This is a genomic window from Nonomuraea sp. PA05, assembly GCF_008086045.1.
GTDB classification, from domain to species: Bacteria; Actinomycetota; Actinomycetes; order Streptosporangiales; family Streptosporangiaceae; genus Nonomuraea; species Nonomuraea monospora.
In genome coordinates this window covers 1-21,881 of sequence record NZ_VSEY01000085.1, presented here as the reverse complement: position 1 = coordinate 21,881, position 21,881 = coordinate 1, and the positions used below count along the sequence as shown (strand labels likewise).

The 21,881-nt window shown below is 73.6% G+C and carries 18 protein-coding genes; 7 read left to right on the top strand and 11 right to left on the bottom strand.

Annotated elements, in window-relative coordinates; translation table 11 throughout:
- Positions 1-6: 6 nt before the first annotated feature.
- The 5 genes from FXF51_RS59345 to FXF51_RS59325 form a co-directional block, all read right to left on the bottom strand.
- Complete coding sequence (locus FXF51_RS59345; protein WP_148443679.1) at positions 7-606, bottom strand: GTP-binding protein; 600 nt, start codon at positions 604-606, stop codon at positions 7-9.
- Complete coding sequence (locus FXF51_RS59340) at positions 587-982, bottom strand: DUF742 domain-containing protein (protein ID WP_148443678.1); 396 nt, start codon at positions 980-982, stop codon at positions 587-589. Before FXF51_RS59340 ends, FXF51_RS59345 begins: the two co-directional genes overlap by 20 nt.
- Positions 979-1,413 (bottom strand): roadblock/LC7 domain-containing protein, encoded by a 435-nt coding sequence (locus FXF51_RS59335; protein WP_262380654.1) that lies wholly within the window; start codon positions 1,411-1,413, stop codon positions 979-981. Before FXF51_RS59335 ends, FXF51_RS59340 begins: the two co-directional genes overlap by 4 nt.
- A complete protein-coding gene (locus FXF51_RS59330; protein WP_262380653.1) occupies positions 1,410-3,821 on the bottom strand; it encodes a nitrate- and nitrite sensing domain-containing protein in 2,412 nt (803 codons plus the stop codon). The genes FXF51_RS59335 and FXF51_RS59330 overlap by 4 nt, the downstream gene beginning before the upstream one ends.
- Positions 3,822-4,250: 429 nt before the next feature.
- Positions 4,251-4,883: a TetR/AcrR family transcriptional regulator gene (locus FXF51_RS59325; protein ID WP_148443677.1), complete on the bottom strand. Its 633-nt coding sequence runs from the start codon at positions 4,881-4,883 to the stop codon at positions 4,251-4,253.
- An 83-nt stretch (positions 4,884-4,966) separates the two neighbouring features.
- Here FXF51_RS59325 and FXF51_RS59320 point away from each other — a divergent pair, with 83 nt between their 5' ends.
- Complete coding sequence (locus tag FXF51_RS59320) at positions 4,967-5,770, top strand: SDR family NAD(P)-dependent oxidoreductase (RefSeq protein ID WP_148443676.1); 804 nt, start codon at positions 4,967-4,969, stop codon at positions 5,768-5,770.
- A 236-nt stretch (positions 5,771-6,006) separates the two neighbouring features.
- Here FXF51_RS59320 and FXF51_RS59315 read toward each other — a convergent pair whose 3' ends face one another.
- The gene (locus FXF51_RS59315; protein ID WP_148443675.1) at positions 6,007-6,387 is read right to left on the bottom strand and encodes a winged helix-turn-helix transcriptional regulator; all 381 of its coding nucleotides are present in this window, start codon (positions 6,385-6,387) and stop codon (positions 6,007-6,009) included.
- A 94-nt stretch (positions 6,388-6,481) separates the two neighbouring features.
- On the opposite strand from FXF51_RS59315, the gene FXF51_RS59310 reads away from it, so the two are divergent.
- Positions 6,482-6,886 (top strand): RidA family protein, encoded by a 405-nt coding sequence (locus tag FXF51_RS59310; protein ID WP_148443674.1) that lies wholly within the window; start codon positions 6,482-6,484, stop codon positions 6,884-6,886.
- 132 nt (positions 6,887-7,018) lie between these two features.
- Here FXF51_RS59310 and FXF51_RS59305 read toward each other — a convergent pair whose 3' ends face one another.
- Complete coding sequence (locus FXF51_RS59305; protein WP_148443673.1) at positions 7,019-9,709, bottom strand: DUF6493 family protein; 2,691 nt, start codon at positions 9,707-9,709, stop codon at positions 7,019-7,021.
- Positions 9,710-9,819: 110 nt separating this feature from the next.
- On the opposite strand from FXF51_RS59305, the gene FXF51_RS59300 reads away from it, so the two are divergent.
- The 3 genes from FXF51_RS59300 to FXF51_RS59290 are packed head-to-tail and all read left to right on the top strand — an operon-like array spanning position 9,820 to position 12,390.
- Positions 9,820-10,794 carry a permease gene (locus tag FXF51_RS59300; protein WP_262380652.1) on the top strand — a complete coding sequence of 325 codons (975 nt, stop codon included), beginning with the start codon at positions 9,820-9,822 and terminating at the stop codon, positions 10,792-10,794.
- A 34-nt stretch (positions 10,795-10,828) separates the two neighbouring features.
- Positions 10,829-11,455 carry a TIGR03943 family putative permease subunit gene (locus FXF51_RS59295; protein WP_148443671.1) on the top strand — a complete coding sequence of 209 codons (627 nt, stop codon included), beginning with the start codon at positions 10,829-10,831 and terminating at the stop codon, positions 11,453-11,455.
- On the top strand, positions 11,452-12,390 hold the full coding sequence (locus FXF51_RS59290) for a TIGR03943 family putative permease subunit (RefSeq protein WP_148443670.1): 939 nt from the start codon (positions 11,452-11,454) through the stop codon (positions 12,388-12,390). Before FXF51_RS59295 ends, FXF51_RS59290 begins: the two co-directional genes overlap by 4 nt.
- A 3-nt stretch (positions 12,391-12,393) precedes the next feature.
- Here FXF51_RS59290 and FXF51_RS59285 read toward each other — a convergent pair whose 3' ends face one another.
- Together FXF51_RS59285 and FXF51_RS59280 are read right to left on the bottom strand one after the other, a co-directional pair.
- On the bottom strand, positions 12,394-13,215 hold the full coding sequence (locus FXF51_RS59285; protein ID WP_148443669.1) for a siderophore-interacting protein: 822 nt from the start codon (positions 13,213-13,215) through the stop codon (positions 12,394-12,396).
- 294 nt (positions 13,216-13,509) lie between these two features.
- Positions 13,510-13,851 (bottom strand): ABC transporter substrate-binding protein, encoded by a 342-nt coding sequence (locus FXF51_RS59280; RefSeq protein ID WP_148443668.1) that lies wholly within the window; start codon positions 13,849-13,851, stop codon positions 13,510-13,512.
- Between the two features lie 86 nt (positions 13,852-13,937).
- Between FXF51_RS59280 and FXF51_RS59275 the strand changes: the two genes are divergently transcribed.
- Both FXF51_RS59275 and fes read left to right on the top strand, forming a co-directional pair.
- Positions 13,938-14,285 (top strand): hypothetical protein, encoded by a 348-nt coding sequence (locus tag FXF51_RS59275; RefSeq protein WP_148443667.1) that lies wholly within the window; start codon positions 13,938-13,940, stop codon positions 14,283-14,285.
- A gap of 3 nt (positions 14,286-14,288) precedes the next feature.
- Positions 14,289-15,395 carry an enterochelin esterase gene (gene fes / locus FXF51_RS59270; protein WP_148443666.1) on the top strand — a complete coding sequence of 369 codons (1,107 nt, stop codon included), beginning with the start codon at positions 14,289-14,291 and terminating at the stop codon, positions 15,393-15,395.
- A gap of 63 nt (positions 15,396-15,458) precedes the next feature.
- Here fes and FXF51_RS59265 read toward each other — a convergent pair whose 3' ends face one another.
- Together FXF51_RS59265 and FXF51_RS59260 are read right to left on the bottom strand one after the other, a co-directional pair.
- Positions 15,459-15,665 (bottom strand): MbtH family protein, encoded by a 207-nt coding sequence (locus tag FXF51_RS59265; protein ID WP_148443665.1) that lies wholly within the window; start codon positions 15,663-15,665, stop codon positions 15,459-15,461.
- The gene (locus FXF51_RS59260; protein ID WP_222871987.1) at positions 15,662-21,841 is read right to left on the bottom strand and encodes an amino acid adenylation domain-containing protein; all 6,180 of its coding nucleotides are present in this window, start codon (positions 21,839-21,841) and stop codon (positions 15,662-15,664) included. Before FXF51_RS59260 ends, FXF51_RS59265 begins: the two co-directional genes overlap by 4 nt.
- Positions 21,842-21,881: the final 40 nt, after the last annotated feature.

The following is a 21,881-nucleotide window of genomic DNA, read 5'->3' as shown; positions in this document are numbered from 1 at the left end:
CGCCGGTCACGGCACGGGATGCGGTGTGGTGCGCTCCTCCGCGGCCATCAGATGGTCGATGAGCGCCAGCAGCACATCGCGTCCCGCCCGCCGGTCGCGGGCATCGCAGAGCACCAGCGGCACCTGCGGGTCGAGGTCCAGGGCCGCGCGGATCTCCTCCGGCGTCCGGTCCCTGACGCCGTGGAAGCAGTTGACGCCGACCACGAACGGGATGCCGCGGTTCTCGAAGAAGTCGATGGAGGCGAAGCTCACCTCCAGCCGCCGGGTGTCGACCAGGACGACGGCGCCCAGCGCGCCGTTGACGAGGTCGTTCCACATGAACCAGAAGCGCTCCTGGCCGGGCGTGCCGAACAGGTAGAGCACGAGCTCGTGGTTGATGGTGATGCGGCCGAAGTCCAGCGCGACGGTGGTGGTGGACTTGCCGCTGAGTCCCTCCAGGTCGTCCACGCCGACGCTGGCGTGCGTCAGGTACTCCTCGGTACGCAGCGGGGCGACCTCGCTCACCGCGCCGACCATGGTCGTCTTGCCGACGCCGAACCCGCCGGCGACGAGGATCTTGACTGCCAGGGGAGCACGGGCCTGGTGCTCAGAGCTTGCGTAGCCCATCCCTCACCGCTTTCAGGATTGTGATGTCGGGAAGCCTGCTCGCCGGGGCGAAGGCCAGCGGCGGCTGGGCCAGCACGTGACCGGCCTCGACCAGATCCTCGATGAGGATCTTGGTCACGGAGACCGGCAGGTGCAGGGCGGAGGCCAGCTCCGCCACCGCCAGCGGCCGCCGGCACAGGTCCAGGAGGGTGTGATGCTCCGGCTGCATCTTCCTCAGGTCGCGTCTGGACGGCGGAGCGCCCGCCGCGGCCGCCGTCACCATGGTGATCAGGGTCAGGTCGTCCCGCTGGGTGGCGGTGCGGCCGCTGGTGATCGTGTAGGGGCGGACCAAGGGCTCGTCGGTGTCGTCGTCGAAGTCCTCCGTCCAGTGTTTCATCCGGGTCTCCCCGGCCTGCTGGTCATCGGCGGGCGCGCCCCCGTGCCGAGCTTCTGGCCGACCTGCTGGATCAGGGTGTGCATCGCCTCGCTCATCACCTCGGCGTCCACCTCCTGGGAGGCGACGACGGCCAGGTGGGTGCCGCGGCCCGCCGCCGTGATGAACAGCCACAGCTCGGCCAGCTCGATGATGACCTGGTGGACCTGCCCGCCGCCGAAGAGATCCCCGGCACCCCTGGCCAGGCTCTGCTGGCCGGTGGCGATCGCGGCCAGGCGTTCCGCGTTGGCCCGCTGGATGGTCCTGGACTGGCTGATCACCAGGCCGTCGTCCGACAGCACGATGGCGTGCCGGGTGCCGGCGACCTCATTGACCAGGCGGTCCAGGAGCCAGTCCAGGTCGGCGTTGGTGGCGGTGGTTCGCTGCGTCATCATCGATCTTCCGTCGTAGGGGAACCGGCCTCGGAGTCCGGGTCCGGAGGCGTGGGGAAGGCGTCGTCACCGGTCCGGCGCCGGCGGGACTGCCGTTGGAACGCACCGATTGTGGCACCGGATCGGCGTGGCTGATCACGAAGCGGGCCGGTGTCCTGCTCGGCCGGCTCCTCCGTGGTCACCGGCCTGCGGAGTTCGGGGGCCAGGCTGGCCTGGCGGACCCTCTGGGGCAGCGGCTCGGGCGCGCCGCCGTGGTCCGCGGCCCCGTTCTGGTTCGGCGCCCCGTTCTGGGCCGTCGCCTGGGCGGCCACGTGGGCCATCGCGCGTCCCCTCGAACGAGCGGGCAACGGCTCGCCTTCACGAGGCGCCTGGACGGCCTCCACGGTGTCCGGCTGCCGGGCCGTCCCGGCCGGGGGAGGCTCCTCCTCTTCCGGGGCCTCGACGATCATGGCCTCGGGGAGCAGCACGACGACGCGGGTGCCGCCGTAGGCGGAGGAGCGCAGCTCGATCTGCAGGCCCAGGTTCGCCGACAGGCGGGCGACCACGTACAGGCCGAGCCGCGCGTCCTCGGCGTGCGTCATCACGTCGAGCTCGGGCGGCGAGGCCATCAGCTCGTTGGCGGCGGCGTACTGCTCGGGCTCCATGCCCAGGCCGCGGTCCTCGATCTCCACGGCGACGCCCCGGCTGACCGGCGCGGCCCGCACCTCGACCGGGGTGATCGGCTTGGAGAAGGCGGTGGCGTTCTCCATGAGCTCCGCCAGGACGTGCACCAGCGGGCCGACCGCGCGCGCGGCCACCCACGGCCCGCCCTCGACCTCGATCGAGATCCGCCGGTAGTCCTGGACCTCGCCCTGCGCGGCGCGCAGCACGTCGAGCAGGCGCACCGGCTTGCGCCAGCGCCGCTGCGGCTGGCCGCCGCCGAGGATCACCAGGTTCTCCTCGTAGCGGCGCAGCCGGGCGGTCAGGTGGTCCAGGTCGAACAGGCCCTCCAGCACCTCGGGGTCCTCGTGCCTGCGCTCCAGCTCGTCCAGCTTCTTCAGTTGCAGGCCGATGAGGATCTGCGTGCGCCGTGCGATGCGCTGCAGCATGCGCTGGAAGCCCCGGTGCTGCTCGGCCTGCCGGACGGCGGTGGCCACGGCGCTGCGGCGGGCCAGGTTCAGGGCGTGGCCCAGCTCGCCGAGCTCGTCCTGGGTGGGCTCGATCATGTGGGCTTCGGCGTCCACGTCCACGTCCTGGCCGCGCTCCAGCCGGGCGACCACATCGGGCAGCCGCTCCTGCAGCTCCAGGGCGTCCTGGCGCAGGTGGTCGATGCGGCGGCGGAGGATCCTGGTCAGCCGCCAGCTCGTGAAGATCACCAGGCCCAGCGCGAGCAGGCCGACGCTGCTGATGACGACGAACACCGTGAAGATCATGTCGGCGTGGCCGTAGCCGATCGCGCTGACGTTGTCGAAGCGCAGCCGCAGCAGCTCCAGCACCTGCTGGGTGACCGTGTCCGCCGACGAGCGCCACATCGACCTGTTGCCGCGCAGGGTCACCTGCCCCACCTCGGTGGCGCTGCCCGGCGTGACGAACTGCCCCTCCAGAACGGTCAGCGTCTGCCAGGCCTGGCTGTTCATCAGCCCCGAGTACCTGGTCTCGTTGCCGCTCAGCCCCGGGAGCACCCGCGTCTGCAGGAGGTGCCTCCTGGCGCCGATCGCGTCGGTGACCAGGCGGTACTCCTCCCTGGTCAGGCGCTTGCTCTCCCAGCCGCGGGCCAGCAGGGCGTCCTCGCGGCCGAGCGTGTCCACCACCCAGAACAGGTCGACGAGCAACTGCGCCTTGTTGCTCACCTCGCCCTCGTCGGTCCGGCTGAGCACGGTCAGCACGCCGATGGCCGACTCGATGAGGCCGCTGTAGTAGTCGTACGACTTCTGCGCGTCCGCCCACCGGGCGTCCACCGACCGGCGCTGCTCCGCCAGCCGGCCCAGGCTGTTCGCCGTGCGGGCGACGGCGTCGGCGAGCCCGTCGGGGGCGTCACTGGTGTCCAGCGACGACAGCGGGAGGAACGCGTTCACCGCCCGGTCGGTCGCCGCGCGCGCCGTGGCCAGCTCACCGGCCGAGCCTCTGCGCAGGCCCGCCTGGAACTCGGCGGTCAGCCTGCGCTCGGCGTCCAGACCGAAGAACAGGTCGGACGCGGGCTTGCCGGCCAGCGAGGTGGCCAGGTCCATCTGGACCTTCTCGACCCGCCACTGGCTGAAGAGCTGGTTCATGCCCGACGCCAGCAGCGGGGTGAACGTCAGGCTGGGCACCAGCACGATGATGAGCAGCACCGTACGCAGCGACAACCGCCGCACGCCGGCCGGTTTCCGCGGCCCGGCCCCGTCGCCCGCGGCCCCGGCTCGTGGTCGCCTGCTCCTGCCCCATCCAGTCACGCGCGGGACGCTCCTCGCCGGTTGGTGTAGCTGTCATGGACGATCTCCGTGCAGGTGATCGGTGCCCGATCGTAGCCATGCGAGAGATGAGCCCGAAAGCCCCGATTTCGGCGCTACGGAAGGAGTTCGGCGGAAGGCCCGGTCACCGGCCTGATGAGGCGTGCCGACGAGGCCCTCGTGTGCCGCATCGGCGGGCGAGGGCCGTCCAGTCGGCGAGGGCGCAGGTGCTCCAGGCCGGGCAGGAGGGCGGCGAACTGGTCACAACCGTCCGCCGCGTCGCCCGTCCAGGGGGCCGGCGACTGGCGTTGGAGTCTTCGCCGCACGCCCAGGCGGAGCGGATCCGGGACGGGGCACGCATACGGCACCCGGGCAGCGTCTCCCGGGAGGCGCGCGGAGGGCACCCGAGACGCGGCGCGAGCCGCCGCCGTTCTAAGGCTTCCCGGCGTCGGTGGTGAGCTGGGTCAGGCCCGCGCGGGCGAAGTGGAGCACGCGGTCGACCAGGGCGGGCAGGTCTTCGCGGTGGCGGGCCTCGCGGGTCGTGTACAGCTCGCGCAGGCCGCCCACCACGGCGTACGCGGTCAGGCGGGGGGCGAGGGCGTCGGGCGGGAGGCCCAGGTCGTTGCCGATGGCGGCGGCGATCAGGCGTTCCAGCTCGTAGTAGCTGGCGCGGGCGCGGGCGCGCAGGTCCTCGTCATCGGCGATCAGGGCGGCGCGTTTGGTGCGCAGGGACCAGATCTCGCCCGGTTCGCGGCCCTGCTCGGCGTCGTGTCCGTCGAGGGCGCGCATCGTGTCGCGCATCCACTCGCCGACGGCGTCCAGCGTGTCGCCAGGCCGGGGGGTGAGGCGGGCGGCCAGTGACTCCGGGTCGAACGGGTCGTCGGCGAACAGCAGGTCTTCCTTGGTGGGGAAGTGCAGCGTGACGGTCCGCGTCGCGACGTCGGCGTGCTCGGCGATCGCCGCGATGGTCGTGTTGCGGTAGCCGTTCGAGGTGAACAGCTCCAGCGCCGCAGCCTGGATCCGCTCGCGGGTCTGCCGCTTCTTCCTGTCTCGCCTGCCCTCCATACCCAGAAGCTTAGCATGCTTGGAATTAATGCAGTCTGTACTACTGTTGCAATGGAAGGCATTCAGGTTGAGAGGTGGAGACGATGTCCAAGACGTGGTTCATCACCGGAACGTCCAAGGGGTTCGGACGGGAGTGGGCCGAGGCCGCGCTGGAGCGGGGCGATCGGGTGGCCGCCACCGCGCGCGATCTCGACGCCCTGCGTCCCCTCGTCGAGCGGTACGGCGAGGCCGTCCTGCCGCTGCGGCTCGACGTCACCGACCGCGCGGCCGTGTTCGCCGCCGTACGGCGGGCGGCCGAGCACTTCGGCACGCTGGACGTGGTGGTCAACAACGCCGGTTACGGCCACTTCGGCATGGTCGAGGAGCTGACCGAGGCCGAGATCCGGGCCGAGATGGAGACCAACTTCTTCGGCACGCTGTGGGTCACCCAGGCCGTCCTGCCTGTGCTGCGCGCGCAGGGGCACGGCCGCGTCATCCAGGTCACCAGCGAGGGCGGGGTCCGGGCGTTTCCCGGGATCGGCGGCTACCACGCCTCGAAGTGGGCGGTGGAAGGGCTGTCGGAGTCGCTGCGCAAGGAGGTCGCGTCCTTCGGCATCGACGTGATCTGCCTGGAGCCCGGGCCGTACTCGACGGACTTCGGCGGCGGGAGCGTCCGGGCGAGCGCCGAGCATCCCGACTACGCCGGGGTCCGGGCGGCGACCGCGCCCGAGTGGGATCTGGGGGATCCGAAGGCGACGCGCGGGCCGATCCTGGAGCTGGCCGACACCGACGATCCGCCGGCGCGGGTCTTCTTCGGGAAGTCGTACGAGGTGGTGGCGGGTGAGTATGAGGAGCGGCTGGCTACGTGGCGCAAGTGGCAGCCGGTGTCGCTGGCGGCGTTCGGCTGAGCGGCCGAGGGCGTCGCAGGTCGGGTGCCGAGGCGGGGCCGGGCTGGTCGCGGGCCGGGCTGGTCGCGGGCCGGGCTGGTCGCGGGCCGGGCGTCGCGGGCCGGGCGTCGCAGGCCGGGCGTCGCAGGCCGGGCGTCGCAGGCCGGGCGTCGCGGGCCGGGCGTCGCGGGCCGGGCGTCGCCGCGGTGGCGGGCGGGGGCGAAGCGGTGGCAGGCGGCTCGGTCGTGTGGTGGTGGTCAGGTGTCGAAGCGGCGGCGGGCCGACTCGATGTGGCCGAAGTACTCGTGGGTCCAGCCGCAGATGAGGTCCACCGTCGCGCGCAGGGCCTGGCCCGGCCGGGTGAGGGTGTACTCGACGCGCGGCGGCACCGTCGGGTGCACCTTCCGCTCGGCCAGGCCGTTGCGTTCGAGCATGCGCAGGTTCTGGGTGAGCATCTTGTGACTGATGCCCTCCACCTCCTTGCGTAGTTCGCTGAAGCGGAGGGTGCGATCGCCGAGGGCCTCGATGATGAGCAGCGCCCATTTGTTGGCGACGTCCGAGAAGATCTCACGGGCCAGGGAGTCGGCGCGCCTCAGGTCCGCCTCGTCGGACAGGCTGCTGACCTGCTTGCTCACCATTTGGTTCCCCAGTCACTGAAAAGTGCGTTCTTCCACGTCAGCGCACACTCTCCTACAGTTCCTCAGTAACCGCAAGAGAGCAAGGAGAGATCGCGTGGCTGTTACGCTCATCAACCCCGACGGACATGTGCGCGTCCCCGTCTACCACCATGTGGCGGTGGCGACGGGGAGCAGGCAGGTGCACATCGCGGGGCAGGTGGCCTGGGACGAGAACGGCGAGCTGGTGGCGCCCGGTGATCTCGCCGGGCAGGTGGTGCAGGTTTATCGCAACGTCGCCAAGGGGCTGGCCGCGGCGGGGGCGACCTTTCATGACGTCGTGCGGATGACGTGGTACGCGGCGGGGTGGAAGAGGGAGATGTACGACGCGTTCAACGCGGGGATCGAGCAGGCGGCGCGGGAGTTCGACATCGCCACGCCGCCTGCTGCGCTGATCGGGGTGGAGGTGCTGTTCGAGCCGGGCATTCTCATCGAGGCCGAGGTGACCGCGGTCGTGGAGTGAGGGCGGGCCTCAGCGTGCACCGCCGACGAGCTGAATGAGCCCGCCTCGTCTCAGCGTGCGCCCTCAACAAGCTGGACATGAGCCGCCTCGTCTCAGCGTGCGCCTTCAACAAGCTGGATGAGCCGCCTGGTCTCAGCGTGCGCCTGCGATGAGCTGGGTGAGTCGTCGTGCCTCCTGGACCAGGCGGCTCGATCCCTTGCGGCCCGCGACCGCCGCCACCTCGGGCAGCTCCGCCCGTACGCCCGCGATCCTGGCCGCCCGGGCCCCCGCCGCCAGCAGGTCGGCAGCGCCCGCGCGGGGACGCTCGCCATCCCTGGGCAGCAGGCCCGCCAGCACGCCCGAGATCACCGCCCACACCGCCTCGTGCGCCCCCGCCTGGGTGGCGTCGTCCAGGACGGAGACCACCCGGTTGAGCTTCACGAAGTCGGCCGTGACCAGGGTCGTCACCGCCTCCGCGAAGGCTTCGGCCGGGATCTCGCCGCGGGCGGCGAGGGTGAGGAAGGCGTCGGTGGCGGCGGCGCGTTCGGCCGGGTTGACGTGGTTCATGCCGCACACCAGGGCGTGGGCGGTGGCGGCGCCGATGGGGCCGTCGCCGTGGGCGAGGGTGGTCAGGACCTGCGTCTGGCGGTCGTTGGAGTCCATGGACCACGGCAGGTAGCCCACCAGGTGGGCCGCGGCGACCTCGCGGTGGGCGGGGAGGGCCAACGGCCACCAGGTGAGTGAGTACGTGTGGCCGTTCTGGACCTCGAACAGGGCGCGGATCTCGGCGGGCAGGCTTGGATCGGGTGGTGTGAGGGTGCCCTGGAGCATCAGGAAGCCGCCCGTTCTGTCCACGGCGACGGTCGCGGCAGGGTCGGGCATGCCGCCGTCGCGCATCCACGCGGCGCACGTGCGCCCCGCCTGCGACGTCAGCCTGGACGCCCGCTCGATGTCGGCGGGCTCAATGCGGCGCGACGTCAGCTCGGACGTCAGCTCGGACGTCAGCTCGGACGTCAGCTCGGACGTCAGCCCGGACGTCAGCCCGGACGTCAGCTCGACGTCGGCGGGCGCGGTCCGGCGCGGTAACCGAAGCAGTGCCTGGGCCAAGTCGGCCGGAAGCGCCTCGATTCCCGCGGACTCCAGCCGCTCCAGCCGGTCCAGCAGCACGGACGGGTCGAGGTGGCCGGTGCCCGACGTGGGCGTGGCCAGCAGCACCGGGTAGCCGGTGCCCTGCTCGAAGGGGGTCACCAGCTCCATGGCGCGGCGCCGGTAGAGCTGCTCGATCGCGCCGGGAGCGTCGGGGTAGCGGCGCCGCCGGGGGCCTTGCGCCGTCAGTTTCCTGCTGCGCTCCGGGGCGGCGAAGGCGAGGAACGCCCGCGACACGGCGGTGTAGAGGCTCTCGTGGACCTCCCGGCCGTGGTCTCCGTACGTGGCCGGGTCGAACGGGTGCCACCAGGGCCGCAGCGCCTGCCTGAGCCGTTCGGGATCGCGGTGCGACCATTCGGCCAGACCCGCGAGGAGGCGTTCGAAGAGGTACACGTCCGGCGGCCAGCGGAAGGCCTCCAGCTCCACGACGAGCTCCTCCGGCGAGGCGATGGGCGGCGGCAGCGGTGGACCCTCCCCCGCCGACAGCGGCGGCGCGGCGGGCGGGGCCGCCTCGGCGATGCCGCCGCCGTACGCCGCGGAGATCTTCTCGCACAGCTCAGCGGGCAGGTCGGCCGCGGCCTGCCGCACCGACTCGTGACCGGCGGGCCCGGCCTGCGGCGCGAGCCGGACGGCCAGGCGCACGGCGCGTTCCTGGAGCGCGAGCGTGTCCTGCGTGAAGATCGTGGACAGGGCGTCGAGGACGGTGTCGGCGCGGCCCGCGTCACGCAGCACGGCGTCGCCCGCCCACGACACGGCCGCGCGCAGCAGCTTCTTCTCCGGCCGGAACGCCAGCGCCCCCATCGCCTCGGCGAACAGCTCCTCCGGGAGCCGCCCCGCCTCCTCCAGCCGCCGCAGCTGCGCCAGCGCCACGTCGGCGACCGTGACGGGGCCGGCGGGCAGCAGGCCCGCGTAGTCCCTGGCGTAGCGGGCCGACTCGTCGATGTCGAGGTCGAGCCGGTCGTGCAGGCCCGCGAGCTCCGCGCGCGCCGCCGGGCCGTCGCGCAGCAGCCGCCGCACGACGGCGTCGATGACGGCGGCGCGGTCGAGCAGGCCCTGGTGGACGAGGTGCACGACCGTCTCGACGACCCGCCAGAGCGAGGTCTGGGCGAGGGCGTCGAGGTCGAAGATGCGGTGCCCGTACGCGGCCAGCAGCGGGTCACGGCCCGCCGTCTCCGGGTGCAGCCTGCGCAGCCAGCCGACAACGAACGGCTCTTCGTCCGGTGGCTCCATGCCCGTCTCGCGGACGAGCGCGGCGGCGAGCTCCCAGTGCCGCGGCTGCGGCAGGCGCATGCGGGCGGCGACGCGGCGGGCCACGTCGGCCCGCCACTCCACCGGCCGCCGCCGCAGCAGGCCGAGAAGCAGCTCGATGTCGGCTTCGCCGAGCCAGCGGGGCAGCTCGCGCCGGAACAGCCACGCCGTCACGGCCGCCGCGCCGCCCATGCAGGCCACGCCCGCCACGAGGAGCGGTCTGCCCTGCGCCGCCCACTCCCGCCATCCGGCCGTGCGGGCGGTGGCGGTCACGTAGCCGGGCAGCTCCGCCGCCACCTTCCTGCGGGCCGGCTCGTCCAGCGTGACCAGGTACGCCGCCAGCCCCGCGGCGTCGCCGGACGTGACCCTCGCGAGGGTCTCCTCCCAGGCGGACGCGGGCGTGGGAGAAGAGGGTCGGGCGCTCGTGTGCGGCGCCAGCGCTTGTGCCATGGACCGGGACCCTAGCGGGCGGCCACGACAAATTCCGGGTGCCGGAAACAATGAAAACCGTTGTCAGGGACATGTCATACTATGTCCCGCCATTGAGCGAGCGGAGGGTGATGACTCAGGCGGTGGAGCGGCGCGGCACCGGGTGGCCGTGGGCGTTCGTGGTGCTGGCCGGGCTGCTGGTGGCGGGCAGGTTCTGGCTGGCGCCGCTGCTGACGCATCCGGCGCTGCAGACCTGGGCCACCGTGTTCGTGGCGGTGTGCGTGCAGGCGCTGCCGTTCCTGCTGTTCGGGGTGGCGCTGTCGGCGGCGATCACCGCGTTCGTGCCCTCGTCTTTCTGGACGCGTGCGCTGCCTCGCCACCCCTACGCGGCGGTGCCGGTCGCGGGCGTGGCCGGGGCGGTGTTACCGGGGTGCGAGTGCGCGTCGGTGCCGGTCGCGTCCGGGCTGATGGCGCGCGGGGTGGCGGCGCCCGCGGCGCTGGCGTTCCTGCTCGCCTCGCCCGCGATCAACCCCGTCGTGCTGGTGGCGACAGCCGTCGCGTTTCCCGGCCAGCCGTCGATGGTGGTGGCGCGGTTCTGCGCGTCCCTGGTGGTGGCGGTGCTGGCGGGGTGGATCTGGGCGCGGTTCGGGCGTGCCGAGTGGCTGCCGGCGCCGCGCCGGACGGCCGCCGCGCACGGGCATGGCGGGCGGTGGGACGCGTTCGTGGGGGCGATGTGTCACGATCTGCTGCACGCGGGCGGGTTCCTGGTCGTGGGGGCGCTGGCGGCGGCGACGCTGAACGTGGTGGTGCCTCGCGAGTGGCTGACCGCAGTGGCCGGGGTGCCGGTGGTGTCGGTGCTGGTGCTGGCGTTTCTGGCGGTGTTGTTGTCGATCTGTTCTGAGGCCGACGCGTTCGTGGCGGCTTCGCTGACGGCGTTCTCGCCGACGGCGAAGCTGGCGTTCCTGGTGGTGGGGCCGATGGTGGATCTGAAGCTGATCGCGTTGCAGACCGGCACGTTCGGGGCGGCTTTCGTACGGCGGTTCGTGCCGCTCACGCTGGGCCTGGCGATCGGCGTCAGTTTCGTGGCCGGATGGGCGCTGCTGTGAGCGGGCGGGCGCGGGTGAGCCGGGTGTCGGTGCTGTGAGCGGGCGGTCGCAGGCGAGCGTGCTGCTGGTGCTGGGGGCGACGTTGCTGGCGGTGTCGGCGTTCTCGTCGATGTACGCCAACTACGTCCGCCCCGGGTACCGTCCGGCGCTCGTGGTGACGGGTGTGGCCCTGGTGCTGCTCGCGATCCCGGCGTTCCTCCGGCGCGGGCGCGCGCCCCGGGTGGCGTGGCTGCTGGCGGCGCCGGTGTTCGCGATCGTGGTGGTGGTTCCGCCGCCCCTCGGCTCGTACGCGGCCAGGAACGGCGTCACCGCGCCCCCGCCCGCCATCGGCTACCGGGCCCTTGGGGACGGGGTGGCGGAGCTGACGCTGGGCGAGTTCACGGGGCGGGCCATGGCGGGGCGGTCGCTGGCGGGCCGCCGGGTCAGCCTGACCGGGTTCGCGGTGCACGTGCCCGGTGGCTGGTACGTGGCGAGGATGCGGATGGCCTGTTGCGCCGCCGACGCGTTCGTTCTGGAGGTGGCCGTGGAAGGGGATCCGGCGCCGCGCGAGGATCAGTGGGTGCGGGTGACCGGGACCTGGGTTCCTCGTGACGAGCCTGCGATCGAGGTGGACGAGGTGGCGCCTGTCGCCGTGCCTGAGGAGCCGTACGAGCTGACGTGAAGCGATTGTCCGAATCGTTGCTGCTGCTCCTGGTCGGTGGTGCGCTGCTGCGGATCTCCGTCTTCTCGGCGGACTACGCGAACTACGTCAAGCCGGGCTTTAGGCCGCTGCTGATCGCGACAGGGCTGGCGATGGTCGCGCTGGCGGTCGCGGTCGCGAGAGCGTCAGCGAGAACGAGAGCGGGCAAAGGCACGCCGCTGGGCACAGGCGGGGCGGGCACAGGCGAGGCGGCGGGCACAAGCGCGGTGCCAGGTGTGGTGCCAGGTGTGGTGCCGGGCGCGGTGCCGGGGGCGGTGCCGGGCGCGGTGCCGGTGCTGGGGCGGCTGCGGGAGGGGCGGCACGAGACGGCCGCGTCTGACCCGCTCATGGCGGAGGAGCTGCACCTGGCACGCATGCTCGGCCGCACCCCCAAACCGTTCGCCCCACCGCCGGCGCCGGACACCCCGCACCGCACGCCGGCGGTGGCGTGGCTGCTGATCGTGCCCGTGTCCGCGATCCTGCTCATCGCCCCGCCCCCGCTCGGCTCGTACGCCGTACAGCAGGCAGGCACCCACACCCCCGCCCCTCCCCCGCCCACGATCGTGGACGCGGAACGCGAACCACTCAAAAGCGGCCGGGTGAACGTGCTGACCATGCTGGAGTTCGCCGACCGCGCCTGGTACGGCCGCTCCCTCAAGGGCAGGACCGTCCGGCTGACCGGCTTCGCCGTCCCCTCGGCGCGCGCGGGCGAGTGGTATCTCGCCCGGATGCGCATCGGTTGCTGCGCCGCCGACGCCATGATCATGAAGGTCGCGGTGCGCGGCACGCCCGCCCCTCCCCCGGACACCTGGGTGCGGGTCACCGGCGTGTGGGATCCGGCGCGTCCGGGCGAGGTGCCCGCGCTGGCCGCCGACCGGGCCGAGCCGATCGAACGGCCGGAGAGCCCGTACGAATGACTCTCAGCGCCGCCAGTAGCCGCAGAACATGATGTGCTCCTTCGGCACGCCGCCCCGCACCCAGTGCCGCCGCAGCCCCGTGGCCAGCCCCGACTCCCCCACCACCCAGCCGTAGAAGGGCTCTTGGGGCAGCGGCAGGGCGCGGGCGGCCGCCAGGGCGAGGGTGCCGGGCGCGGCGGCGTGGGATTGGCGTACCAGCCAGGTCACCTCGACGCCGTCGGGCGCGTCGAGCGGCTGACGGTCCTCGGGAGCGGGGATCTCGGCCAGCGCGTGGCCGACGGTGTCCGGCGGGAGGGAGGCGAGGATGCCCGCCATCGCGGGCAGCCCGCTCTCGTCGGCCACCAGGACGACGCGTCGCGTGCCCGGCGGCGGGTTGAAGCCGACGCCTTCGTCGATGATGGCCACGCTGTCGCCGGGCGCGCAGGTCTCGGCCCAGATGGCGGCGGGCCCGGCCGTGCCGTCGGCGGCCGAGCCGTGCAGGACGAAGTCCACGTCGATCTCGGGGCCTTCTGGTCCGTCCGGGCGGTAGGCGCGTACGGAATAGTTGCGCAGCACGGGGCGGGAGGTCTTGGAGATCGTCAGGAACTTGGCGTAGCTGAGGGTGGTGAGCCGGCCGGGCAGGCGGGCCAGCGAGTCGGCGGCGACGGGCAGGAAGAGGCGGAACCACTGGTCGTACCCCATGGGCACGAAGCGTCCGGCGTCCCCGGCGCCGAGCGTGACGCGGGCGAAGTGCGGCGACAGGCGCTCGCGGCGGAGCACCTGGAGGATGAGCAGTTCGGAGGTCATGGGCTTGATCCGGCTGGTGTTGAGGTTGCTTCTGACCATGCGGGCTCCTCGGCGTCGGGGGGTGGGGCGGGCGGCGAGGGCCTCCCGCCGTGCGGACGGGCTCAGCTTCCGGACAGGGCCTTGACCAGGTCGTCCAGGACGATGCCTGCGGCCGGCGGCGCGCCGCGGGTGCTTCTCCATCCAGCTCGGGCCCTGCGGGTTCCAGCGGACGATGCTCACCTCGGCGGGCTCGATCTTGCCCTTTGGCCTCGGTGACGCGGGCGACGTCGAGCTTGTTGAGCGTGCTGGCCACGGCCATGAACGACGGCTTCCAGTCGTCGGTGGACGCCATCGTCACCACGGTGGGGCCTCGACGGCCTTGTCGATGACCGGTTGCAGGAGGTTGCCCACGATCGGGATGCCCCGCACCTCGCCGGCCAGGTACGCGGGGGGCGTGCCGATGCCCTGCCCGTTGGTGATGCCCACGGGCTTGACCCCCAGGGCCGGCACGGAGTCCAGGTCCTCCTGGGTGAGGATGACCACCCGCTGGGGCGCGGCCGGGACCTTGATCAGGGTGCCGGTGGCGTCCTTGACCTCGCGTACAGCGGCGGGCGTGGAGGACACGCCGCACGCCACGGCGGCCAGGACGGCGGCGGGGGCGAGGAGAAGTCCGCCGAGCCTGCGGAGAGGGGCCATGCGAGCTCCACGAGTGAAGTTAGGGAAGGCTTGCCTATTTTAGGTTAGCCTTACCTTATGTTTAAGCAAGCGGACTGGGTGCCCTCGTGCTGCTCGCCCTGTGCGCGGCCTCCGTCCTGACCGGCGCGGGCCGCGTCGCACCCGGCCAGGTCCTCGCCTACCTGATCGGCGCGAACGCGGGCGCCGCACTGGGCGTCGTCACCGGGTTCGTCGCCGCCGGCGCGCAGACTGGCGGCGCGTACCTGGCGTGGGCGCTCGGCGGGGCACTCGCCGCCACCGGGGTCGTGCTGGTGCTCGGCCCGCGGATGTCGCCGCTCAAGCTGGTGCTGGCCGGCGCGGCGCTGGACGGCGCCGAAATCCCCGTCGGGGTCGTCACGAGCATCCTCGGCGGCCCCTTCCTGCTGTGGACCCTGATGTCAGACCGGAGGTCGTGAACCATGACGCCTGCAACCCTCGCCGAGTCGGCCACGCCCGTCATCGAGCCCGCGGACACGCCGGGCAAGTGCCGGGTGACGTTCCTGTGGGAGGCGGGCTCCGCGGCGGAGCGGGCGGTGGTGCTGATCAACACCGTGACCGACCGCGACAGGCACGCGGGTGACATCACGGGTCACGTCATGACGCCGCTGCCCGGCACGGACCTGCTGCACCTGACGTACGAGCTGGACGCCGACCTGCGCGCCGGCTACCAGATCCTGCCGTGCGCCACCCTGCCGGGCACCGACAGGGAGTCCTGGCTGAAGGTCATGCGTGCCGCGCTGCCCGACCCGCGCAACCCCCGCACGGTCCCGAACTCGCCCGACCGCCACCCCTCCTCGTTGCTGGAGCTGCCGCAGGCCCCGCCGCAGCCCTACCGCGACCCCAGGCCCGGCGTCCCCCGGGGGCGTGTGACGGAGGCCCGGGTGGCGGGGCGGCGGGTGTGGGTCTACGCGCCGCCCGGTCACGGTAGGGGGCCGTACCCGGTGGTGGTGCTGCTCGACGGCGAGGTGTGGGCGGGGCGGATCGGCCCCACGCTCGACAACCTGATCGCCGACGGCCACCTGCCGCCGGCCGTGGTGCTCATGCCCGACTCCATGGACCGGCCCACCCGGCGCCGGGAGCTGGCCTGCCACGAACCGTTCGTGCGCTTCCTCGCGGGCGAGCTGCTGCCGTGGGCGGAACGCGAGTGGCAGGCCGGCGCCGACCCCGGCCTCACCGTGATCGCGGGGCAGAGCTTCGGCGGGCTGAGCGCCTCCTACGCCGCGCTGGTGGCGCCCGAGCGGTTCGGCAACGTGCTGTCGCAGTCGGGCTCGTACTGGTGGAGCGACGACGACCCCGAGTGGCTGACCCGCAGGTACGCCCGCGCGCCCCGCCTGCCGGTGCGTTTCCACGTGGAGGTCGGCGTCCTGGAGTGGATGCTGCTGGCGGAGAACCGCCGCTTCGCCGAGACGCTCGCCGGCCAGGGGTACGAGGTGAGCCTCACCGAGTACAACGGCGGCCACGACCCCGCCTGCTGGCTGGGCGGCCTGGCCACCGGCCTGACCACGCTGGCGGCCGGCTGGCTCTGAAGATGGGGAACCCCGGGCGGCGGGACGCCTCCGCGCACATGGGCGCCCGCCGCCCGGGGTCGATCATGGTCGCGGTGCCCGTGCCGGGCCGCGCGGGCGCGGGTCCGTCCAGAAGGCGGCGACGCAGGCCAGGCAGGCGGCGCGCGAGTCCGGCCCGAAGCGCACCGACCAGCCCTCGGGCACGGCGGCGAAGCCGGGCCAGACGAAGTGCTGTTCCTCGTCGTCGGCCACCACGAGGAACTCGCCGTCCGGGTCGTCGAAGGGGTTCACGTGTCGAGCTCCCGGAGCCGGGCCGCGACGATCGCGCCGATCTCGGCGATCGGTCCCGGCTGGGTCATGTCCTTGTGGCTGCAGGCCACGTCGTGCGCCTCGATCGCGCCGGTCACGTGCGGGCGCCAGGCGTCCGCGGTGAGGGTGTCGTCGACGGTGTCGACGGTGGCGCGGAAGAACAGCACGTCGCCGTCGTAGGCGCGGGTGTCGAGGCCGCGTACCAGCCGGTTGGTGTTGAGGCAGAGGTCCTTCAGCTCGGTGAGCGTCCCGGCGGGCAGCCCGGCCAGCGGGCTGGCCTCGCGGCGCAGGATCTCCACCACGCGGTCCAGCGTGAGCGCGGCGTCGGGCGCGAAGCCGCCCATGGTGAGCAGCGCCTCCAGCGCCTCCGCCTCGTCGGACGGGGGCAGGTCGCGCATGCCCTCCGCCGGGTACGCGTCCAGCACGGCCAGCAGCGCCACCCGCTGCCCGGCCAGCCGGAGCTGCACGGCCATCTCCTGCGCGATGATGCCGCCGGTCGACCAGCCGAGCAGGTGGTAGGGGCCGTCCGGCCGGATCAGCCTGAGCTGGGCCACGTAGTCGGCCGCCAGCTTGCGCAGCGAGGCGGGCAGCCCCTCGCGGCGCGCCTGGAGGCCGTAGATCGGCCGGTCGGGCACGTGCCGGATAAGGCCGCCGTAGCACCAGCTCAGCCCCCCGGCGGGATGCACGCAGAACAGCGGCGCCTTCGAGCCGGCCTCGCGCAGCGGCAGCAGCACCTTGAGCGGGTCCCGGCGGGCGCCGCCCTCGACCAGCGCGGCCAGCCCGGCAGCGGTTGGCGCCTCGAACAGCGCGCCGATCGGCGCCTCGGCCCCGAACACCTCCTTGACCCTGGCGGCCAGCCGCACCGCGAGCAGCGAGTGCCCGCCGAGGTCGAAGAAGCCGTCGTCCACGCCCACCCTGGGCACGCCGAGCACCTCGGCGAACAGCGCGCACATGGTCTCCTCGCGCGGCCCGTCCGGCAGCCGTCCCGTCCCGGCCGCCGCCCGGGGGGCGGGCAGGGCGGCCCGGTCGAGCTTGCCGTTGACGGTGAGCGGCAGCGACGGCACCTCGACGACGGCGGACGGGACCATGTACGCAGGCAGGGTGCGGCTCGCGTGGGCCCGCAGGTCGCCGACGTCGCCCGAGGTCACGACGTAGCCGGTCAGGCGCTTGTCGCCCGGGCGGTCCTCGCGGACGATCACCGCCGCGTGGGTGACGTTCGGGTGGCCGAGCAGCGCCGCCTCGATCTCGCCCGGTTCGATGCGGAAGCCGCGCACCTTGACCTGCTGGTCGGCGCGGCCCAGGTAGTCGAGCGTGCCGTCCGGCAGCCAGCGGGCCAGGTCGCCCGAGCGGTACATGCGCGAGCCCGGACGGCCGAACGGGTCGGCCACGAACCGCCCCGCGGTCAGGCCGGGGCGGCCCAGGTAGCCGCGGGCCAGGCCGTCGCCCGCCACGTACAGCTCGCCCGCGACCCCGGCGGGGACCGGCTGCAGGGCGTCGTCGAGGACGTAGATCCGCAGGTCGGGGATGCCGGTGCCGATGGGGCTGCCGTGCCGCCGGTCCGGCGTCAGCACGTGGTGGGTGACGTGCACGGTCGTCTCGGTGATGCCGTACATGTTGACCAGGTGCGGCACGTCCGGCCTGCGGGCCCGCCATTCCTCCAGCCTGGCGGGCTCCAGGGCCTCGCCACCGAAGATCACGTACCGCAGCGCCAGGTCGCGGCCGTCATCGGCGGCGGCGAGCTGGTGGAACGCCGGCGGGGTCTGGTTGAGCACGGTGACGCGCTCGCGTTCCAGCAGGTCGAGGAGGTCGCTCGGAGAGCGGCTCACCTCGTACGGGACCACGACCAGCCGGCCGCCGTACAGCAGCGCGCCCCACAGCTCCCACACCGAGAAGTCGAAGGCGCAGGAGTGGAACAGCGTCCACACGTCGCCGGGCCCGAACCCGAACCAGTGGTCGGTGGCCGACAGCAGCCGCACCACGTTGTGGTGGGTGATCAGCACGCCCTTGGGGCGGCCGGTGGAGCCGGAGGTGTAGACGACGTACGCGGCGTCGCCGGGCCGCAGGTCCGGTTCCGGGTCGTGGTCGAGCCAGTCGTCCAGGCCGGCCAGCCAGCTCTCGTCCACCACGCACACCGGGCCAGCGTCCGCGACCATGAAGTCGACGCGGTCGGCCGGGTGCGACGGGTCCAGCGGCAGGTAGGCGGCGCCCGCCTTGAGCACCGCCAGCAGCGCGGCCACCAGGTCGGGCGTGCGGGGCAGCGACAGGGCCACGATCGCGCCGGGGCGCGCCCCGTACGCGATGAGCTTGTGCGCCAGCCGGTTGGCCCGCGCGTTCAGCTCGGCGTAGGTGAGGTCGCCGACCGCGACGGCGTCAGGGGTGCGGCGGGCCTGCGCCTCGAACAGGCCGGGCAGCGTCGGGCCCGGCTCGCTGACCAGGTCGCCGTTCCACTCCTCGACGAGCGTGCGGCGCTCGGCCGGGTCGAGCAGGTCGAGGCGGCCGATCGGCCGTGACGGGTCGGCCAGCGCCTGCTCCAGCAGCCGGGTCAGCCTGCGGGCGACGGCGCGGGCGGTGCCGCGGTCGAACAGGTCCTCGCTGTATTCGAGGAAGCCGGTGCCGGACGGGCCGAGGCTCAGCGTGAGGTCGAACTTGGCGGTGCCGGTGTGCACGGGGCGCACCCCGTCGAGGTCCTGAGCGTCCTGGTAGACCAGCATGACCTGGAACAGCGGGTGCCGGTTGCGGGCCCTGACCGGGTTGAGCGCCTCCACGAGCCGGTCGAACGGCAGCCCGCCGTGCTCGAACGCGGCCAGGTCGGCGGCCTTGACCCGCTCCAGCAGCTCGGCGAAGGCCGGGTCACCGGAGGTGTCGGTGCGCAGCACGAGCGTGTTGACGAAGAAGCCGACGGCGCCGTCCAGCGCGCTGTCGTCCCGGCCCGCGACGGGGGTGCCGATCGGCAGGTCGGTGCCCGCGCCGAGCCTGGTCAGCAGCGCGGCCAGGGCGGCGTGCAGCACCATGAACACGCTGGCGCGCGCCTGACCGGCCAGCTTCCGCGCCGCCTCCATCAGCTCCGGCGGCAACGTGACGGGCACGGTGCCGCCCGCGCCGCCCGACACGGCGGGCCTGGGCCGGTCGAACGGCAGCGCGAGCTGATCGGGCAGGTTGCTCAGGGTCTCCCGCCAGAACGGCAGGCCGATGTCGGTCAGCTCGCGCTGCCAGAGCGTGTAGTCGGCGTACTGGACGGGCAGCGGTTCGAACGCGGGCGCGGCGCCCCTCCTCCGGGCCTCGTAGGCCGCCAGCAGGTCCTTCACCAGCGGCCCCGCCGACCAGCCGTCGCCCGCGATGTGGTGCAGGACCAGCATCAGCACGTGCTCGTCCGGGCCGAGGCGCAGCAGGTGGGCGCGGAACGGCGGCTCGGCGACCAGGTCGAAGCCGCGGCGCGCGATCGTCCGCATGGCCTGGCCGGGGTCGTCGGGCTGCCAGACGGGCAGCGGCACGCTCATCCGGTCGCGGATCTCCTGGTACGGCACGCCGTCCCGCTCGGGGAAGACCGTGCGCAGGATCTCGTGCCTGGCCACGACGTCGTCGAGCGCCTGCCGCAGCGCGGCGCGGTCCACCCGGCCGGTCAGGCGGACGGCGAGCGGGAGGTTGTACGTCGGGCTGGGGCCCTCGATCCGGTACAGGAACCAGAGCCTGGCTTGCGCGGACGACAACGGGATGGTGTCCGGCCTGGCGCGCCGGGTCAGGGGCGGGCGGGGCACCGTGGTCGTGCCCAGCCTGGTGACCAGCTCGGCGGGGGTGGGGGTGGCGAACACGTCCGCGATGGGCAGGGTCCTGCCGAACGTCTCCCGCACCCTGACGGTCAGGCGGGCGGCCAGCAGGGAGTGGCCGCCCAGGTCGAAGAAGCCGTCGCAGGGGCCTGCCTGGGGCAGCCCGAGCACCTCGGCGAACAGGGCGCACATGGCTTCCTCCGCCTCGTTGTCCGCTTGCCTGCCGGTGGCGGCCGAGGTCGCGGGGGCGGGGGCGGGGAGGGCGGCGCGGTCGAGCTTGCCGTTGGGGGTGCGGGGCAGCCTGTCCAGGAGGACGAACGCGGCGGGCGTCATGCCGGAGGGCAGGCGTGCGGCGGCGAACGCGGCCAGCCCGTCCATGTTCCCCTGGGGCACCGCATGAGCGATGAGGCGGTCGCCGTGCACCGCGACGGCGGCGGCCGACACGGCTTCGTGCGCTTCCAGCACGGCCTCGATCTCGGCGGGCTCGATCCGCAGGCCGCGCACCTTCACCTGGTCGTCGGCCCTGCCCAGCAACTCCAGCCGGCCGGGCGCGGCCCAGCGGGCGCGGTCGCCCGTCCGGTACACGCGGGTCCCGCCTGGAGCGGCGACGAACCGTTCGGCGGTCAGGCCGGGACGGCCGAGGTAGCCGCGCGCCAGCCCGTCCCCCGCCAGGTACAGCTCGCCGGCGCCGCCGGCCGGCACCGGCTGGAGGGCGTGGTCGAGCACGTGCACGCGGGTGCCGGTGGTGGGGCCTTGCGTGCCGTCGCCCAGCCAGGTGTAGGCGTCCACGGCGGACTCGGTGGGGCCGTAGTGGTTGACGGCCGTGGTTCCGGCCCGCTCGGCGAGGGCGCGCCACAGGGGCTCCGGGACGGCCTCGCCGCCCACCACGACGATTCTCGGCGGGTCGGTCAGCAGGGCGGGGAGTTCCTTGAGGTGGGAGGGGGTGAGGTCGAGGTAGTCGATGGCGTGGTCGCGGACGTACGCGGTGAGCGCCTCGGGGTCGCGGTAGACGTCGTCGGGGAGCAGGTGCAGCTCGTGGCCGCCGATCATCCACAGGAGCGGGTCGAGGGCGGCGTCGAACGAGAACGACGCGGTGTGGGCCACGCGCAGCCGCCGGACTATGGGGAACAGGCGGTCGCGGTGGCTGCGCAGGAGCGCTGCCAGGCCACGGTGGGTGCCTGCCACACCCTTGGGGCGGCCGGTTGAGCCGGAGGTGTGGATGACGTAGGCGGGGTGGTCGGGGTGGGGAAGTCGCGCGCCGGTCAGTGGCGCGTCGCTGAAGACGCGCGGGTCGGAGGCGGGCGGGTCGGAGGCGGGCGGGACGGAGGCGAGCGGGACGGAGGCGAGCGGGTCGGAGGCGAGCCACTCGGGGGTGAGGACGATCGACGGGGCCGCGTCGGCCAGCATCAGCTCGCGGCGGCCGGGCGGGTAAGAGGGGTCGACGGGCAGGAAGGCCGCACCGCTGCGCAGCACCGCGAGCAGCGCCACCACCAGGTCGGGCGAGCGCGGCAGGGCGACGGCGACGACCTGCTCGGGCCCCGCGCCCGCGGCGGTCAGGGCCGCGGCCAGCCGGTCCACGCGCTCGCCCAGCTCGGCGAAGGTCAGCGCCTCGTCGCCGCACCTCAGCGCGGTCTCGCCGGGGGTGGCCCGCACCTGCTCCAGAAACGCCTCCACGACGGTCGCGAAGCGCCCTGCCGCGGCCGCGGACGTCCCGCCGTCCAGCCCCAGCGCGTCCCGATCCTCCTCCGTCAGCAGGGACAACCGCCCGATGGGCGTGTCCGGCGGGCAGGTGCCCAGCGCGGACAGGAAGGCGGCCAGGCGGCGAGCGTGCCCGGCCAGCGCCTCCCGCGTGTAGAGGGCGGCGTTGCCGTCGAGTTCGAGCGTCAGCCGATCCCCGTCCAGCAACAACGCCACCGCCAGGTCATCGACCGGCCCGGCGCCGAGGTTGGTCACCACCCCGCGCGCCCCGCCGAACTTCACCTCGGACGGGAACGGCTTGATGTTCAGCAACGGCCCGAACAACGCCCGGAAGGTTCCCCCCAGCCCCAGGTCCCGCCGCAGGTCCTCGATCCGGTACCGGCCGTGCCGCCGCGCCTCGGCCATCCGCCGCGCCGCCTCCCCGACGAGCGAGGCCACCGTCCGCCGTGGCCGCACGTCGAGCCGCACCGGCAGCACGTTCACGGTCAGGCACGGCACGCGCAGGGCGGCCCCGCTGCGGTTCGTCAGCGGCAGCCCGATGAGCACGTCCGTGGCGCCGGTGAGGCGGCCCAGGTAGCAGGCGAGCCCGGCGGCGGCCACGTCGGCCCAGGTGGCGCGGGTTTCGCGGGCAAGCTGCTCCCAGTGCCCGGTGGGCGAAAGGGGCTCACGGCAGCGGACGACCTCGCGGGCCGTCATGGCGGGCGGGGCCGCGAGGCCCGCCCGGTTCGGGGGGCCG

What these genes read in the sequence shown, in the direction of transcription:
- FXF51_RS59345 (WP_148443679.1), bottom strand. Translation starts at nt 606, where the DNA reads ATGGGCTACGCAAGCTCTGAGCACCAGGCCCGTGCTCCCCTGGCAGTC.
- FXF51_RS59340 (WP_148443678.1), bottom strand. Translation starts at nt 982, where the DNA reads ATGAAACACTGGACGGAGGACTTCGACGACGACACCGACGAGCCCTTG.
- FXF51_RS59335 (WP_262380654.1), bottom strand. Translation starts at nt 1,413, where the DNA reads ATGATGACGCAGCGAACCACCGCCACCAACGCCGACCTGGACTGGCTC.
- FXF51_RS59325 (WP_148443677.1), bottom strand. Translation starts at nt 4,883, where the DNA reads ATGGAGGGCAGGCGAGACAGGAAGAAGCGGCAGACCCGCGAGCGGATC.
- FXF51_RS59320 (WP_148443676.1), top strand. Translation starts at nt 4,967, where the DNA reads ATGTCCAAGACGTGGTTCATCACCGGAACGTCCAAGGGGTTCGGACGG.
- FXF51_RS59315 (WP_148443675.1), bottom strand. Translation starts at nt 6,387, where the DNA reads ATGGTGAGCAAGCAGGTCAGCAGCCTGTCCGACGAGGCGGACCTGAGG.
- FXF51_RS59305 (WP_148443673.1), bottom strand. Translation starts at nt 9,709, where the DNA reads ATGGCACAAGCGCTGGCGCCGCACACGAGCGCCCGACCCTCTTCTCCC.
- FXF51_RS59300 (WP_262380652.1), top strand. Translation starts at nt 9,820, where the DNA reads ATGACTCAGGCGGTGGAGCGGCGCGGCACCGGGTGGCCGTGGGCGTTC.
- FXF51_RS59285 (WP_148443669.1), bottom strand. Translation starts at nt 13,215, where the DNA reads ATGGTCAGAAGCAACCTCAACACCAGCCGGATCAAGCCCATGACCTCC.
- FXF51_RS59280 (WP_148443668.1), bottom strand. Translation starts at nt 13,851, where the DNA reads ATGGCCCCTCTCCGCAGGCTCGGCGGACTTCTCCTCGCCCCCGCCGCC.
- fes (WP_148443666.1), top strand. Translation starts at nt 14,289, where the DNA reads ATGACGCCTGCAACCCTCGCCGAGTCGGCCACGCCCGTCATCGAGCCC.
- FXF51_RS59260 (WP_222871987.1), bottom strand. Translation starts at nt 21,841, where the DNA reads ATGACGGCCCGCGAGGTCGTCCGCTGCCGTGAGCCCCTTTCGCCCACC.